Raw genomic sequence first — 15,852 nt, 5'->3', positions numbered from 1 at the left:
AAGCGGACCCGTGCAGCGGCTAGCGCTGGCGGGAAGGGCTGGGCCGTGCACAGCACGGCAGTATCAATGGCGCATGTCGATTCGTCCTGGAAGTGTTAGGTAGTGAAGCCTCAGTGTAGCAGAGCTGACGAGTTCAGCGCTGGCCCAAAGTCGTGTCGCCGAACAGGTCTTTCAATTCACGGGGCTGCGAGCGCCAGTATTGCGGCGGCGCCTGCACCTGCGCCCCCAGCTGGGCGGCCGCATGCCAGGGCCAGCGCGGATCGAACAAGATGGCGCGGGCCAGTCCCACCATGTCGGACTGGCCGCCAGCGATAATATCTTCCGCTTGCTGCGCTTCGGTGATCAAGCCTACGCTAATCGTCGGCAAGCCGGCCTCGTGCTTGATGCGTTCGGCAAACGCCACCTGATAGCCAGGACTCAGCGGTATTTGCTGCTGCGGTGAAATGCCGCCGCTCGATACATGAATAAAATCAGCGCCAAGGCGTTTTACCTCTTGCGCGAAACGGACACTTTGTTCGATTTCCCAGCCGCCAGCTACCCAATCCGTGGCAGAAATGCGCATGCCTACCGCCATGCTGGCCGGCACAGCCGCGCGCACCGCTTCCAGCACTTCCAGCGGAAAACGCATGCGGTTTTCCAGGCTGCCGCCATACGCGTCCGTGCGATGATTCGACAGTGGCGAGAGAAACTGATGCAGCAGATAACCGTGGGCCGCATGCAATTCGATACCCTCTATGCCCAGCGCATGCACGCGCTGCGCTGCGGCAACAAAAGCGCCCTTCACTTGCAGCAAACCCATCTCGTCGAGCGCGATTGGCACCGTTTCACCGGGCGCATGCGCTATCGCTGATGGCGCCACCGTTTGCCAGCCCCCCTCGGACAAATGCACGCAAGCGCCGCCCTGCCATGGCGCGCGGCTCGACGCCTTGCGGCCCGCATGGCCCAGTTGCACGACCAATGGTATCGGTGAGTGGCGGCGGATCGCCTGCACTACTTGCCCCAGCGCCGCCTGGTTGGCGTCCGACCACAAGCCCAGGTCATCGGCCGAGATACGCCCTTCCGGCGACACGGCCGTCGCTTCCGTCATCAGCAGACCAGCGCCGGACAGCGCCAGGTGGCCCAGATGAATCATATGCCAGTCGGTGGCGTTGCCATTCTCGGCCGAATACTGGCACATGGGCGCGATGGCGATGCGGTTGACCACCGACAAGGGCCCGAGGGCGTAGGGCGTGAATAAGTGGCTCATGGATGACTCCGGCATGGGGGAATGTTGATTCTACTGCGCTTTATCAAAGCGGGTCGGCAGCGGGTGATTCATGCGGGCAACTTACACCTGCTTACGTCTGATACACGCGCGCATCTAGCTTGGAGGAAACGCTACCGTTAATCTGAACACATCAATAACAACAACACCCGAGGAAAGCATATGAATACCACCGTCGCTACCACCGCTACCGCCAGCCGCATCCACCCACTGGTGGCAGGCGCTGCCGTTTCCGTCATCGTCGCCAGCCTGGTAGGCGTCGCCGCCATGGCCGGCTGGCTGCCGAGCTCGCACAGCGCCACCGCGCCAGCCTCAGCCAATCCTGCCGACGTGGCCGCCATGACAGCAGCCAGCGCCTCGGCACTGGCGGCACCGGTAGCGGCTCCTGTCGCAGCGCCAGTGCTCGCGCAAGTTGCGCCTGAGCCAGCGCCGGTAGTGCACAAACGAGTGGTGCACCATACGCAAGTGGCACAAGCAGCACCTGCCTACAATAATGACAATGGCTACCGCGAACCGGTGAACCAGCAGCAGCCTGTGCAGGCACAAGCGCCAGCACAGCCAAACTACGTGGGCATCGGTGCTGGCGCCGTCATCGGCGGCTTGCTGGGCAATCATGTAGGCGGTGGCCGCGGCAAGGCGCTGGCGACGGTGGCTGGCGTGATCGGCGGCGGCATGCTGGGCAATGCAGTGCAAAACCAGGTGCAACAGCCGCAGCGTTAAGTTCAGTCGTAAGGGCCTAAAAAGTCCAGCTTGCCGATCACCACGCCATTGTTGCGCAAGATGGCGTGGATCAGGGTCACGTGGAAATAGAAATTGGGCAGGGCAAAGCTGAGCAGGTAGTCGTCGCCCGAGAACTTCTTGCCTTCATCGCTCCAGTTCAACACTACCTCGCGCTGGGCGCTGCCAGCCAGCTGGCCTGCGTTGATGCTGTCGATATAGGCGATGGTGTTGGCGATACGTTCCTGCAATTGCTCGAACGAGACTTCGTTATCCTCGAACCGGGGTGCGGCCACGCCGCTCAGGCGCTCGATGGACAATTTTGAGGTATCGCTGGCGCGCTGTACCTGCGCCGTCAAATCCAGCATATCGGGCGCCAGCTGCGCGCCCAAGACGATCTCGGGCACGATGCCCGCTTCCTCGACATGCGACTGCGCCTTTTCCAGCAAGTTTGATACCACGCGCAAGCCACGGATAAACACGGGGACGGTTGCCTGATACATGGATACGGACATGGCTGACTCCTCAGAATTGATGATGAGCCAGTGTACCCGAGGCAGCGACAATCAACGCGCACGAAAAAATGGCGCCGGCCAGGTAAGCCCGGTCGGCGCCACACAGTTTTGGAGCGCAAGAAAATCAGGAAACGCGCACCACCATCAAGCCCGCGCGCAAGCCCACGCGCACGTCCGGATTCGGGAACACCACCAGCTCTTGCGCATGCTGGACCGTATAGCGCACATCGCCATCCGTGGCGATCAGCGCATGCTGCGGCAGGGCCGTGAAATTTTGCGTGCTGCGGTCAAAAGCCATGCGGAAATCATCGCTGTGCTTGATGATTTCCTGCGCCACCTTGAACACATGGGCAGCCGCCTTGATGGGCTGCGCAGGGGCGCCGCGCAGCAAGCCATCGAGCGAGCGCGACACCTCGTCGAACAGCGACAAATCATTCTGCCCCAAAGTGCCCACGCGGCCCAGCTCCACCGTGCTGGCGGCCGCGCCAAAATGCTCGGCCGAGTAATAGCTGTAAGTACCAGCCGATTGCGGATTCATGATGATGGCGCCGATAGCCGCCTGGCCCAGCCAATCGATCAGCTGTGCCTTGGCCACGTCAGCCACCAGGTCTGGCACGATGGCAAAGGTGGGATACACGGAAGGCCGTATGGCCGTGTGCAAATCCAGATGCCAGCGCACCGGACCGGCGCCGTTGAAAAACGCGCTGGTGGCGGCGATCATGTCGTCAGCCCGCGCCGCTTCCGCAGCGCTGGCCAGCGCGCCGCGCACGGGACGGAACATGCGGTTCAAGTCGGCGTCGATGAAACGCTTGCCAGCCCGGATCGCATCGACATTGCCCACGCAAACGAGCAAGTCGACCGCCAGCGCCGACGCATCGCGCGACAAGGCGTCGAGCAGATAGGCCAGCACTTCGATCGGCCCCGTCTCGTCGCCATGCACGCCAACCGACACGGCCACGCTGGGCCGATGCAGATCGGCGCTGGCATGCTTGACCTGCAGCATGCCGGGCGCCGGCAGGAGCACGGCGAAACCGGCGTCGGCAAACAGCCGCGCCACGGCGCTGAAGTCTGCTTCGGCCAGCGCCTGCACGGCCGGCGGCAAGCCGCCGGACTGTGCACCTTGAAAGGCGTCTTGCGTCATTACACGGCCGCTTCCGTCGTGACCTTATTGACCGCCTCGGACAGGGTCCAGACGTCCAGCATGGCTTGCTCCAGTTCCGTCGCCGCCACATAGGCCGACAAGCCCAGCGCACCGGTGACCGCATCGACCGCCTGGCCTGCACCTGCATCGGCACGCGCCAGCACCTGCGTCAACAAACGCTGCTGGGTGCGGCGCAGGGCGTGCTGCGCATAGCTGCGCAACTGTTCCTGCGATTTACCGGAGGCAGCCAGTTTCAAACCACGTTCCAGGGTATCGATACCAGCCTGGCTGCGCAGGGCCAGGCCCACTTGCAAAAAGGCTGCCAGGTCCATCGAGGCTGGGCGCTGTACCGACAAGGCCGGGAACAGGAAACCGGCGACGACTTCCAGCGCATCGACCGCATCCCACGCTTGCACGAAGGCTGGGCTCAAACCAGGCACCAGCGCGGCTTCCGACTTGATGCCGACAGCTTTGAGCAAGTCGCGCTTGGCTTCCGCGCCAAACAAGCGGGTCAGCTCAGCCAGGCCAGCGCCGCGCAGTTGCTCGGCCGGGATAGCCAGCACGCCGGCGATCATGGTTTGCTGCAGTGCGCGCGTTTGTGCATCGACCTTGATGGACACTGCACGTGGAATCGTCAAGGCATCCGCATCGAGCGCATCAAACACCGGCGCCAGGTTCAAGGCCACCCATGCCTGGCCCCAGGCCAGGATCACGGCCGACTCGTCCACGCCATGTTCGGCGGCCAGGTCGCGCAGCATCAATGGACCGCAGCGGTTGACCACTTCATTGGCCAGCACGGTCGCCAGGATGGCGTTGGCCAGCGGGTGATCGAGCGCAGAACGGGTGGCCACCAGCAAGGATGGGAAGTAAGGCTTCAGCACGGGTTCGGCCCAGCTTGCGTCCGTCAACGGCAGGGCTGACAGGATACGTTTGTAGCGGTTTTTCACGTTGGCGATCACCACTGCCAGTTCCGGCGTGGTCAGGCCACGGCCGTCCAGCTTGCGGCGCGCCAGTTCAGCCACCGATGGCAGTTGCTCCAGCTCGCGCGACAGCGCGCCCTCTTCTTCCAGGCTGGCGATCAGGGCGGCGTAGCCATCCTGTACCGGACTCTCGCTTTGCGCCTGCAATTCGCGCACCAGCAAATGCGTCTGCTGCGTGTTGTCGCGCAAGACCAGGCGTTCCACATCGTCCGTCATCGCATACAGCTCGCGGTTGCGGTCTGCTTCGGACAATTTACCGGCGTTGACTTCTACGTCCAGCCAGATCTTCACGTTGACTTCATGGTCCGAGCAATCCACGCCAGCCGAGTTGTCGATCGCATCGGTGAAGATGCGCCCGCCCGCCAGCGCGAACTCGATACGCCCCGCCTGGGTCGCGCCGAGGTTGCCGCCTTCAGACACCACTTTCACGCGCAGCTCATTGCCGTTGACGCGGATATGGTCATTCGCACGGTCTTTCACTTGCGCGTGGCTTTCCGTGGACGCCTTGATGTAAGTACCGATACCGCCGTTGTAGAACAGATCGACCGGCGCTTTCAGGATGCGGTGCATCAGTTCTTCCGGCGCCAGCGAGGTCTCGCTAATATCGAGCGCAGCGCGGATTTCAGGCGACAGCGCGATCGTGCGCGAGGAGCGTGCATACACGCCGCCACCAGCGGAGATCAGTTCCTTGTTGTAGTCATCCCACGAAGAACGCGGCAAGGCGAACAGGCGCGCGCGCTCTTCAAACGAGATCGCGACATCCGGTGTCGGATCGAGGAAGATATGGCGGTGGTCAAACGCAGCCACCAGTTTCAGCTGGCGCGACAGCAGCACGCCGTTGCCGAAAACATCGCCCGACATGTCGCCCACGCCGACCATGGTAATCGGGGTGGTGTTCAGGTTGTGGTCCATTTCATAGAAGTGGCGTTTCACCGCTTCGAATGCGCCCTTGGCCGTGATGCCCAGTTTCTTGTGGTCGTAACCGTTCGAGCCGCCCGAGGCAAACGCGTCGCCCAGCCAGAAACCGCGCTGCACGGCGATGCCGTTGGCGATATCGGAGAAGGTCGCCGTGCCCTTGTCGGCCGCCACCACCAGGTAAGGATCGGCTTCATCGAAGCAGACCGTGTCGACTGGCGGGACGATATTGCCCAGGGAACGGTTGTCGGTCACTTCCAGCAGGCTGGAAATGAACAGACGGTAGACGGCTTCGCCTTCGGCCGCGATGGTTTCACGCACAGCGTCCTGCGGCATCATCTTGCAGACAAAACCACCCTTGGCGCCAGCCGGCACGATGACGGCATTCTTCACCATCTGCGCCTTGACCAGGCCCAGTACTTCGGTGCGGTAGTCTTCCATGCGGTCAGACCAGCGCAAGCCGCCACGGGCCACCGGGCCGCCGCGCAGGTGCACGCCTTCGAAGCGGCGCGAAAACACGAAGATTTCGCGGTAAGGACGCGGTTCCGGCACCAGCGCCAGGCTGCTGGTATCGAACTTGAAGATGATCTTGTCGCCGGCTTGATCATTCTGGAAGTAGTTGGTGCGCAGGGTGGCGCTCATCAGATCGGCCAGCGCGCCGAGGATTTCTTCGGTGTCCGCATGGTTGATCGATGGCAGGCCAGCCTTGATGGTGGCCAGCGACGCCAGCGCGGCCGCGTGCTGCTCGCCGGACAGCGCAGGATTGAAGCGCTGCAGGAAAGCATCAACCAAAGCCTTGACGTGGGCAGGCTGCTTGCGCAGGCTTTCGGCAATATAGCGCACCGAGAAGCGGCTGCCCGTCTGGCGCCAGTAGCTGGTATAAGCGCGCACCAGTTGCACTTCACGGGTCGACAAGCCACCTTCGATGACCAGGCCATTCAGGCGGCCATCTTCGGCGCTATCGTTGAACAGGGCGGCAAACAGTTCCTGCGCCACGGCGACCACTTCCGGCTGCGCCAGTTTCGCGGCGCTGGCGGCATCGACCGTCAGGCTGGTGACGTAGTAGCGCGTGCCTTCACTGGACGAAATCGAATAGGTTTGTTCGCGGTCGATCGCCACGCCCGCATTATGCAACGCAGGCAAGATGGTCGACAGCGATGGCACGCGGTTGGCCGAGTACAGGCGGATGGTCGTGATGTCGCCCGTCTCGATGCGCGCGGAAATGTGCGCCGGATCGCCATTGCGCAAGATGGTGTCGAGGTCGCGCACGGCCACGGCGGGCGCGGTAGCGGCCACGTAATCGAGCGGCAGGGTAGCGCACAGTTTGCGCAAGCGGGTGCGCAGCGCCACGTCGGGCACGGCGTCGGCCACGGCGGAAAAACCATTGTGCCAGCCATCGAGCACGCCCAGCAGCGGTTGTTCGATATCCGTTTCCAGGTCCAGCGGGTAGCGCGCCGCATGGGCGATCAGGTAGACGCGCGCCAGCGGGCCGTCGGCCACCAGGGTTTGCGTGCTGACGTGGGTGGCGCCCGAACTGCGTTGCAGCGCCTTGGCCAGGCTGGAAGCGACACTGGCGCTATAGCGCTCGCGCGGCAGGTAGACCAGCACGTTCAGGTGGCGCGCATACACGTCGCGGCGCGCAAAGACCTTGGTGCGTGGCTGCTTGTACAGCGAGACGACGGCGCCGCATACTTGCGCCAGCCAGTCGAGATCCGCTTCCAGCGCTTCGGTGCGCGGCAGCGATTCGAGGATTTCACGGAATTTTTCAGCGCGGAAGCCTTGCTGGCGCACGCCGGCCAGGCTCAATACCTTGGCCACGCGGCCGCGCGCAAATGGCAACGCCGCCAGCGGGGTGGAATTGCCGGCACGGGTAAACAAGCCGACGAAGCAATGCTCGCCCAGGATCGCACCTTGCGCGTCGGTGTCGCGTACGCCGATGAAGTCCAGCTGCTGGTCGCGGTGCAAGGTGCCGGCCACGTCGGCCTTGACGATGGACAGCGCCGACTCGCGCTTGGACAGCGTATCGAAATCGCCGGGGATATTGGCCAGGCAGCTGCCGTAGACAGGGTGGGCCGTATCCTGCAGCACGCCGACGCGGCTGGGGATATCGCGTTCCAGTTCGCGCACGCCTGGTTTGACGCGGTAATAGGCATAGCCGAATACTTCAAAGCCGCCGCTGCGCGCCCACTCCAGGAAGGCAGCCACTTCCGCGCCCTCTTCACCCTGCTGTGCCGCAGTGGCGGCGACAGACGCCAGGCGATCGCTCATGGCGCCGGCATCGCGGCGCACGATGGCAGCATCGCGCGCCACCAGGTCTATCGCGGCAACCAGCGCAGCCAAGGCTTCAGGCGTCAGTTCTTCATCGAGCAAGCACAGTACATATGATTCGAGCGGATCGCCTGCCTGGCGCACGGCTTCAACCTTGCCGTCGGCCGCGCGGCGCACCGGCAGCACGGTATTCATCACGCCGCGCACGGCCAGATGCTGGCGGCGCATGGCCATGACGATGGAGTCGACCAGGTAAGGCATGTCCTGGTTCAGGATCAGCAAGGCGCTCGCCGTGCCGCCACGGCCATCGGCGTAGCGCAAAGTCGCGATTTGGCAGCCACTGCCGGTACGCTGCGCCGCCTGCGTAAAGCCGTCGACCAGCACGGGCGCCAGGCTTTCGGGCGCGATATCGGCCAGGTCTTCGGCGTCGAGCGAGTCCAGCCAGGCTTGTACCAGTTGAACAACAGGCGCAGGAACGCTGCCAGTCTTATTGACCAGCTCCAGCGTTTGTGTGCGCAAATCTTGTGGCGTTTGATTCATCTTGCATCTCCATTACGGTCATGTGAATGTCCAACGCTGTCGTTCGGGCTTGTGGCTGGGCGGCAGCGCTGTTAAAAGACGGGGGTCGCCCGTCCAATTCTGTCTGTACTACGAATAGTCTGTCCCTGATTTCTTGTATATTTTTTCTATCGCCTACAAATCATACAATCCCGGTAAGTTGAGGATGATCGTCAATTCTTCAAGCGCTGCATGCACTTCCAGCGCCAATTGCGGATCGGCCAGGTCGCTCGGCTCCAGATGGTCGCGGTAATGCTGCTCGACCCAGGCCACCAGACGATGGTACAGCGTTTCCGTCATGATCACGCCCTGGTGCATGGCGCGCGCTTCCGATTCCGTCAGCGCCACGCGCAAACGCAGGCACGCCGGACCACCACCATTGCGCATGCTCTGGCGCAGATCGAAGTGAATCAATTCATCGACCGGCCCACCGCTGGCCACCAGGCCTTCCAGGTAACGCGAGACAGCCTTGTTTTCCTGGCATTCCTGCGGAATCACCAGCGCCATCTTGCCATCATCCTTGCTCAATAGCTGGCTGTTGAACAGATAACTGCTGACGGCGTCCGTGATCGGCACCTGGCCCGTGTCCACGCGCAGCGCCTGTAATTCGGCGCCGGTGGCAGCCACCGCGCGGTGCAGCTGCGACAGGCTGGCTTCTTCATCGGCAAACGCCTGCTCATGATAAAACAGCACATTGCCATTGCCGACGGCGATCACGTCGTTATGGAATACACCCTGGTCGATCACGTCAGGATTTTGCTGCACATAGACGGTGCGCTTGGCGTCCAGGCCATGCAAACGCGCCACGGCTTGCGACGCTTCCAGGGTCTGGCGGGCCGGGTAGCGTTTCGGCGACGGCGCCGATGGATCGAACTCCACGCGGCCATACACGAACAGTTCCACCGATGGCGCGCCGTGGGCAGCCCCCAAACGCGTATGGTTGGCCGCGCCTTCGTCGCCAAAAGCGGGCGTCGAGGGCAGCGCATCGTGCACGGCAAAGTACTGTTCATCGTTGAAAATCGCGCGCAGGCTGCGCGCCGATTGAGCGTGTTCAAACGCGCGGTGCAATTTGTTATTCAGGTTGGCGGCCGTGAAATGCACGCGGCCATCCAGCGTGTCTGCCGATGGGCTGACGGTGGCGGCGTTGGCCGTCCACATGGGCGAGGCGGAATACGCGCACGCCAGGATCACCGGCGACTCCTGGTAGGCGCGCGCCAGCACTTCGGCGTCGCTGCCCGTAAAACCGATACTGCGCAGCAGACGGAAGTTGGGCCGGTCCTGCGGCGGCAGCAAGGCTTGTGCAAAGCCGCGCGCCGCCAGCGCGCGCATCTTGGCCAGGCCCTGCAAGGCGGCCTGCTTGGGATTCGAAGCGCTTTTCACATTGCTGAACGAGGCCACGTTGCCGAACGAGAGTCCCGCGTAGTTATGCGATGGGCCGACCAGGCCGTCAAAGTTGTATTCGCGCGTGCTGTGCATGGGTATTCCTTTAAACCTTAAAAATTCAGGCCGGGCGAGAGCTTGGCCGGCATTTCCAATACGCCGTTCTCGATCGAAGCGACCGGGTAAGCGCAGTAATCGGCTGCGTAATAGGCGCTAGGACGATGGTTGCCCGACTTGCCGATGCCGCCGAACGGCGCCGTGCTGGCCGCGCCCGTGGTTGGACGGTTCCAGTTGATGATGCCGGCGCGGGCGCGCACCTGGAAGGTTTGCCACAGGGCTGGATCGTCGGACAGCAATGCCGCCGCCAGGCCGAATTCGGTGGCGTTCGCCACTGTCAGGGCGGCGTTGAAATCGGCCACGCGTATCACTTGCAGCAAGGGGCCGAACCACTCTTCGTCAGGAATGCCGGTGGCGCCGGTCACGTCGACGATGCCGGCCGTAACGAAACCTGCCTGCGGATTCAACTGGCGCATCTGCAGCAAGCTGACGCCGCCCTTGGCGACCATGTCGGCCTGCGCCTGCACCAGGCGCGCCGCCACGGCGCTTGACACCACAGGGCCCATGAACGGTTGCGGCTGGGCGTCGGAAGCACCGATGCCCAGTTTGCCCGCCACTTCCACCAGGCGGGCCACGAAGGCGGCGCCGGCGGCATTGTCTTGTACTACCAGGCGGCGCGCGCAGGTGCAGCGCTGGCCAGCCGAGACAAACGCGGAAAAAATCGCGTGGTGCACGGCGGCGTCCACGTCCTTGATATCCCACACGACCAAGGTATTGTTGCCGCCCATTTCCAGCGCCAGCATCTTGCCTGGCTGGCCGCCGAACTGGCGGTGCAGGCTGACGCCCGTCTGGCAGGAACCGGTAAACAACACGCCGTCCAGCAAGGGCTGCGCGCCCAGCGCCACGCCCGTGTCGCGCCCGCCGTTGACGAGGTTGATCACGCCATTGGGCACGCCGGCCTGCTGCCACAGCTGCACCGTTTTCACGGCGCTGCGCGGCGCATATTCGCTGGGCTTGAAGACGACGGTGTTACCGGCGATCAGGGCAGGCACGATGTGGCCATTAGGCAGGTGGCCAGGGAAGTTATACGGGCCGAACACGCCGAACACGCCATGCGGGCGGTGGCGCAGCACGGCGTCGCCATCGGCGATCCTGCTTTGCGTGATGCCGGTGCGCGCGTTGTAGGACTGCACCGAGATATCGATCTTGTTGGCCATGGTGGCCACTTCCGTGCGCGATTCCCACAAGGGTTTGCCCACTTCTTCCGAAATCAGCAGCGCCAGTTCTTCGGCGTGTTCTTTCAGCAGGTCGCGGAAGCGCAGACAGATGGCGATGCGCTCTTCCAGCGGCGTGTCGGCCCAGCCTTCAAACGCGGCGCGGGCAGCCTGGCAAGCCTGCTCCACTTGCGCCGGTGTCGCTTCCAGGCTGGCCCAGGTCTGCTTGCCATTCGATGGATCGATGGTCAGCAGTTCACGGCCGCTGCCTGGCAGCCAGGCGCCGTTGATGAAGTTCGATTGCGTGCTATTGAGATCAGGCATGGGGATTCTTCCTCGGGTTGAGTGACAAGGTGCGCACGGTGTCGCCGTGCTGGCAACGCAGCAGCTGCAATTCATCGTCGGACAAGGCCAGCTTGCCGCCGTGCGGATACGCGTTCGTGACGATCATGCGGAAATCCTGTAAATCGGTGTTCGATACCAGGTAAGGCTCGGCGTCGGCGGTCTCGTCACCCAGTGCTTCCGCGTCGGCAAGCACGGCCGGCATGCTGTCGCGCATGGCGCGCAGTTCCGACACGCGCGCCTGCAGCACGGGACCGGCGTCGAAAATATCGACATAGCCTTCGAAGTGCAAACCCTCCTGTTCCAGCAAGCGGCGCGCTGGTGCGGTGCTCAGATGGACCTTGCCGATCACTTCCTGCGCTTCGTCGGGCAGGTAGGCGACATACATGGGCTGGCGCGGCATCAGCTCGGCGATGAAGGATTTTTTACCCAGGCTGGTCAAGTCATCGACATGGTGGAAATCCATCTTGAAGAAGTGGCGGCCCAGGCCTTCGTAAAATGGCGAGCTGCCGTCCGGCGCCTGGTAGCCGCGCATTTCGGCGATCAGCTTTTCCGTGAACAGCTGCGGGAACTGGGCGATGAACAGGAAGCGGCTTTTCGACAGCAGCTTGCCGTTGTTGCCACTGCGGTAGTCCGGGTGCAAAAACAGCGAACACAGTTCGGTGCTGCCCGTCAGATCGTTCGACAGATACAGCGTTTCCATACGCGTAAAGACGTCGAGTTCGCGGCTCGAATGCACCAAGGTGCCGATACGGTAGTTATAAAACGGCTCTTCCAGGCCCACTGCGCCCTTGATGGCGCAGACGCCGGCCAGGCGGCCCGTATCGGTGTCTTCCATCACGAACATATAGTCGCGCTGGGGCACCGGAATGGTTTCGGCGAACGAGGCGCAGGCGATTTCCAGGCGGTCGCCCAGCATTTTCATGTCGGGCTTGAGGGTGGTCATGCCGGTGCCGACCTGGCTGGCCAGATCGTACAGGGCGTTCAGGTCATGGGCGTTGATGGCGCGTACTACTAGCATAAGATGATCTCCTTAGATGCGTACGCAAATGACGCTGTCGCCGCTTGACACCGCCAGCGCTTCGAGCAGTTCGGCCGGCAAGCCGACCGTGTCTTGCGCTTCGAGCGCGTCGCAGCTAAACGTCACGGCGCGGAAATTGCGCTCGGCGCCAGAAGCGATCGCGTAGTTCACTTTCAAGCCCGTGCGGCTGGGCGTGGCGCCCAGCACGGCACGGCGCGTGAGCGAACCGGTAAACGAGCGCAGCGAATTCTTGTGGGCTTGCAGGATAGGACCGCCATCGAAAATATCGATGTAGTCGTCCGCTTCAAAGCCTTCTTCCGTCAGCAAATTAAAAGCCAGTTCGCCGCTCGGGTGGATCTGGCCCATGGCGGCCTGCGCATCGCCTGGCAACAGCGGTACGTACACGGGGTAATGCGGCATCAGTTCCACGATCAGGGTGCGGTTGCGCGCCCCGCCGATGACTTTTTCGGCATCGAGGAAATCCATCTGGAAGAACTTGCGGCCCAGCGCATCCCAGAATGGCGACTGGCCGTCGCTGTCGGTGATGCCGGCCAGCGGCACGAAAAAGCGGTCGCCGAAACGGTGCGGCGCCAGGACGGCAAACAGCAGCCGGGCGCGCGACAGCAAGGCCGCTTCCAGGCCCGCCTGGTCCATATTGCGCACATAAAAACTGGACAGCTGCGAATACGCCGTCAACTCGGAACACAGGGTCAGCGCATGCACGCTGTGGCTGATGTTCAGGTCGCGCGAGACTTGCTGGATGACGTCGTTGCGGAAGGAAAAATAAGTGCCGTTCGAGCCGGCCGAGGCAAAGATGGCGGCTGTGCCGGCAATGCTCTTGTCGAGCAGGGATTCAAGCACGAAGAGATATGACTCTTCGCTGGGGATGTCGACGTGGGCGGCAAACGAGGCGATGGAGCGCTCGACGGAGGCGGCGATTTTCTCGCGCGTCTTCGGCAGGGTATGGACACCCGGCATGGTTACCGCGGCCAGCGCTTCGAGGGCTGCGATATCCGCAATTTCTACCGGACGGACAACATACATGGATACTCCTTCAATGCAGATACTACTGGGGCAAAACCAAGACGGCCCGCAGCCAGGTAACTCAGGCTGCGGGCCGATGTTATCACTTGAGGATCAGGGCTTACGCCTTGACCAGGCTTTCCACGGCGACGCGCAGCAAACGGCCAGCTTCAGCGATCTGTTCGTCCGAGACGATCAGGGCCGGCGCCAGGCGCACCACGTCCATGCCGGCGATCAGCACCATCAAGCCTTGCAGCTCGGCGGCTTTCTGGATATCTTTCGCGCGGCCCTTATAGGCATCGCTGACGACCAGGCCCAGCAGCAAACCGCTGCCGCGCACGGCCGAGAACACTTGCGGGTAATCCGTGATCAAGCCTTGCAGCATGGCGATGGTGGCCACGCTGGCTTCCTTGACGCGGGCCAAAAAGGCTGGCGTGTTGATCGTTTCCAGCACTTTCAGTGCCACGGTGGCCGCCAGCGGGTTGCCGCCGTAGGTGGTGCCGTGGGTGCCGACGGCCAGCGTTTGCGCCAGCGTCTCGGTGGTCAGCATGGCGCCGATCGGATAGCCATTGCCCAGCGCCTTGGCAGACGTCAGGATGTCTGGCGTGACGCCATAACCCATGTAGGCAAACAGGGCGCCGGTACGGCCCATGCCGCATTGGACTTCGTCAAAAATCAGCAGGGCGCCGGTCTTGTCGCACAGGGCGCGCAGTTCCTTGAGGAATTCCGGATTGCCTGGCACCACGCCGCCTTCGCCTTGTACCGGCTCGACGATCACCGCGCACACGTCGTCACCGATGGCGGCGCGCGCCGCTTCGATATCGTTGTAGGCGATGTGGTTGATTTCTTGCGGCAGCGGCTCGAAGCCTTCCGTGTACTTGGCCTGGCCGCCGACGGACACCGTGAACAGGGTGCGGCCGTGGAAGGAGCTGAAGCACGAAATGATGCGCGATTTATGCGCGCCAAACTTGGTGTGCGCATATTTGCGCGCCAGTTTCAGGGCGGCTTCATTGGCTTCCGCGCCCGAGTTGCAGAAAAACGCGCGGTCGGCGAAGGTCGCTTCCGTCAGCGCTTGCGCCAGGCGCAGCACTGGCTCATTGGTGTAGCCGTTGCCCAGATGCCACAGCGCATTGATTTGCTTGGTCAGTGCGTCGACCAGCACCGGATTGCAGTGACCCAGGCTGGTCACGGCGATGCCGGAAGTGAAATCGAGGTAATGCTTGCCGGCCTGGTCCCACAGGTCCAGGCCAGCGGCGCGCACCGGCACCATGGTGGCGGGAGCGTAGGTAGGCACCAGGAACTGGTCAAAGGTTTCCCGGGTGACTGGGCGCGCGGTTACGGTCGAATCAAGCTTGGCATTCATAGCATTTCCCCATCATATGTTAGGTACTCCCGCAGCTACGACAGCTACGCGTGTACGGCATTATAAAAAGCGGGATGCTAAAACTCTTTTGAATCTGCGACAAGGATTTTCACAATTGATCACGGCTCGCCATCGCAAGGTCAAGCCGGCGGCATCAGCTTGCGTTGCCGTTCCTCGCGCGGCGTATTGCCAAATAAGGTGCCAAAGGCGGTGGAAAAGTGCGATCCCGAGGAAAAACCGCACATCAGACCTACTTGCACGATGGAATAATGTGTATCAAGCAACAATTGCCGCGAACGCTGCAGCCGCAGCTCCAGGTAGTAGCGCGAGGGCAGGCTGCCCAGGTATTGCTTGAACAAGCGCTCGAGCTGGCGCCGCGACAGGCCGACCAGGCTGGCAATGTCATCCGTGGACAGCGGTTCTTCGATATTGGCTTCCATCAAGGTCACCGCTTCAGACAATTTCGGCTGCAGCAAGCCGAAGCGCGCTTGCAGGGCCACGCGCTGGCGCTCTTCCTTGCCGCGCACCTTGTCCACGCACAAAGCTTCCTTGATCAGGGCCTGCACGTCGGCGCCAAACACGGCCTCGATCAGGGTCAGCGCAAAGTCGATGCTGGCCGCGCCACCGCAGCAAGTGATGTGGGGGCCATCGATATCGAACAGATGTGGCGTCAAGATGGCCCGCTCGGCCTTGGCTTCCGCATCGGCGTACAGGGCCCAGGGCAGAGCGATCCGCACGCCATCCATCACGCCCGCGTCGGCCAGCCACAGCACGGCCGCACCCACGCCGCCCCAGAACGGCGCCGAACGGCAGCGTTCGATCACGGCCCGGCACAGCTCGGCGCGCAAGGGCGCTTCCGTTTCATCGGCCACCAGCAGCGCGATATGCCAGTGGCCACCCTGCCCGGCCACCTGCTCCGGCGTGCGGATGTCGAGCTGCAGCGCATCGGGCCCCAGCGCGCGCGCGCACAGGCGCAGCGGCTGCACCAGGCCAGCCCAGGTGATCGATTCGGCATCGCCGGTATGGATCAGCAACAGGCGCAGTGGTTTGTCGAGGCCGATACGGGCAAGGTTAGCGAAGGACATCGGCGGGGC

General features: G+C 62.8%; 11 protein-coding genes. 1 reads left to right on the top strand and 10 read right to left on the bottom strand.

Annotation, left to right across the window (positions count from 1 at the left end):
- Positions 1-133: 133 nt before the first annotated feature.
- Positions 134-1,246: an NADH:flavin oxidoreductase/NADH oxidase gene (locus tag HDE72_RS14880; protein WP_183742232.1), complete on the bottom strand. Its 1,113-nt coding sequence runs from the start codon at positions 1,244-1,246 to the stop codon at positions 134-136.
- Between the two features lie 180 nt (positions 1,247-1,426).
- Here HDE72_RS14880 and HDE72_RS14875 point away from each other — a divergent pair, with 180 nt between their 5' ends.
- On the top strand, positions 1,427-1,984 hold the full coding sequence (locus tag HDE72_RS14875) for a glycine zipper 2TM domain-containing protein (protein WP_183742230.1): 558 nt from the start codon (positions 1,427-1,429) through the stop codon (positions 1,982-1,984).
- A gap of 2 nt (positions 1,985-1,986) precedes the next feature.
- Here the strand turns inward: HDE72_RS14875 and HDE72_RS14870 are convergent, their stop codons facing one another.
- The 9 genes from HDE72_RS14870 to HDE72_RS14830 all read right to left on the bottom strand — a co-directional run bounded on the left by HDE72_RS14870 (position 1,987) and on the right by HDE72_RS14830 (position 15,843).
- Positions 1,987-2,496, bottom strand: coding sequence for a DUF1993 domain-containing protein (locus tag HDE72_RS14870; RefSeq protein ID WP_183742228.1), 510 nt, complete (start codon positions 2,494-2,496; stop codon positions 1,987-1,989).
- Positions 2,497-2,620: 124 nt separating this feature from the next.
- Positions 2,621-3,637 carry a succinylglutamate desuccinylase gene (locus HDE72_RS14865; protein WP_183742226.1) on the bottom strand — a complete coding sequence of 339 codons (1,017 nt, stop codon included), beginning with the start codon at positions 3,635-3,637 and terminating at the stop codon, positions 2,621-2,623.
- Positions 3,637-8,340 (bottom strand): NAD-glutamate dehydrogenase domain-containing protein, encoded by a 4,704-nt coding sequence (locus HDE72_RS14860; RefSeq protein WP_183742224.1) that lies wholly within the window; start codon positions 8,338-8,340, stop codon positions 3,637-3,639. The genes HDE72_RS14865 and HDE72_RS14860 overlap by 1 nt, the downstream gene beginning before the upstream one ends.
- Positions 8,341-8,493: 153 nt before the next feature.
- On the bottom strand, positions 8,494-9,834 hold the full coding sequence (astB, locus tag HDE72_RS14855) for an N-succinylarginine dihydrolase (protein ID WP_183742222.1): 1,341 nt from the start codon (positions 9,832-9,834) through the stop codon (positions 8,494-8,496).
- 17 nt (positions 9,835-9,851) lie between these two features.
- Positions 9,852-11,333 carry a succinylglutamate-semialdehyde dehydrogenase gene (astD, locus tag HDE72_RS14850; RefSeq protein WP_183742219.1) on the bottom strand — a complete coding sequence of 494 codons (1,482 nt, stop codon included), beginning with the start codon at positions 11,331-11,333 and terminating at the stop codon, positions 9,852-9,854.
- The gene (gene astA, locus HDE72_RS14845) at positions 11,326-12,372 is read right to left on the bottom strand and encodes an arginine N-succinyltransferase (RefSeq protein ID WP_183742218.1); all 1,047 of its coding nucleotides are present in this window, start codon (positions 12,370-12,372) and stop codon (positions 11,326-11,328) included. The genes astD and astA overlap by 8 nt, the downstream gene beginning before the upstream one ends.
- Before the next feature lie 12 nt (positions 12,373-12,384).
- Positions 12,385-13,416, bottom strand: coding sequence for an arginine N-succinyltransferase (locus HDE72_RS14840; protein WP_183742216.1), 1,032 nt, complete (start codon positions 13,414-13,416; stop codon positions 12,385-12,387).
- Between the two features lie 100 nt (positions 13,417-13,516).
- Positions 13,517-14,758 carry an acetylornithine/succinylornithine family transaminase gene (gene astC, locus HDE72_RS14835; RefSeq protein ID WP_183742215.1) on the bottom strand — a complete coding sequence of 414 codons (1,242 nt, stop codon included), beginning with the start codon at positions 14,756-14,758 and terminating at the stop codon, positions 13,517-13,519.
- 140 nt (positions 14,759-14,898) lie between these two features.
- The gene (locus tag HDE72_RS14830; RefSeq protein WP_183742213.1) at positions 14,899-15,843 is read right to left on the bottom strand and encodes a GlxA family transcriptional regulator; all 945 of its coding nucleotides are present in this window, start codon (positions 15,841-15,843) and stop codon (positions 14,899-14,901) included.
- Between the last annotated feature and the right edge of the window lie 9 nt (positions 15,844-15,852).

This window comes from Janthinobacterium saanense (assembly GCF_014200675.1).
Classification (GTDB): Bacteria; Pseudomonadota; Gammaproteobacteria; order Burkholderiales; family Burkholderiaceae_D; genus Janthinobacterium.
Note: the sequence above shows the minus strand (reverse complement) of the source record. Positions and strands in the feature narration are given on the sequence as shown.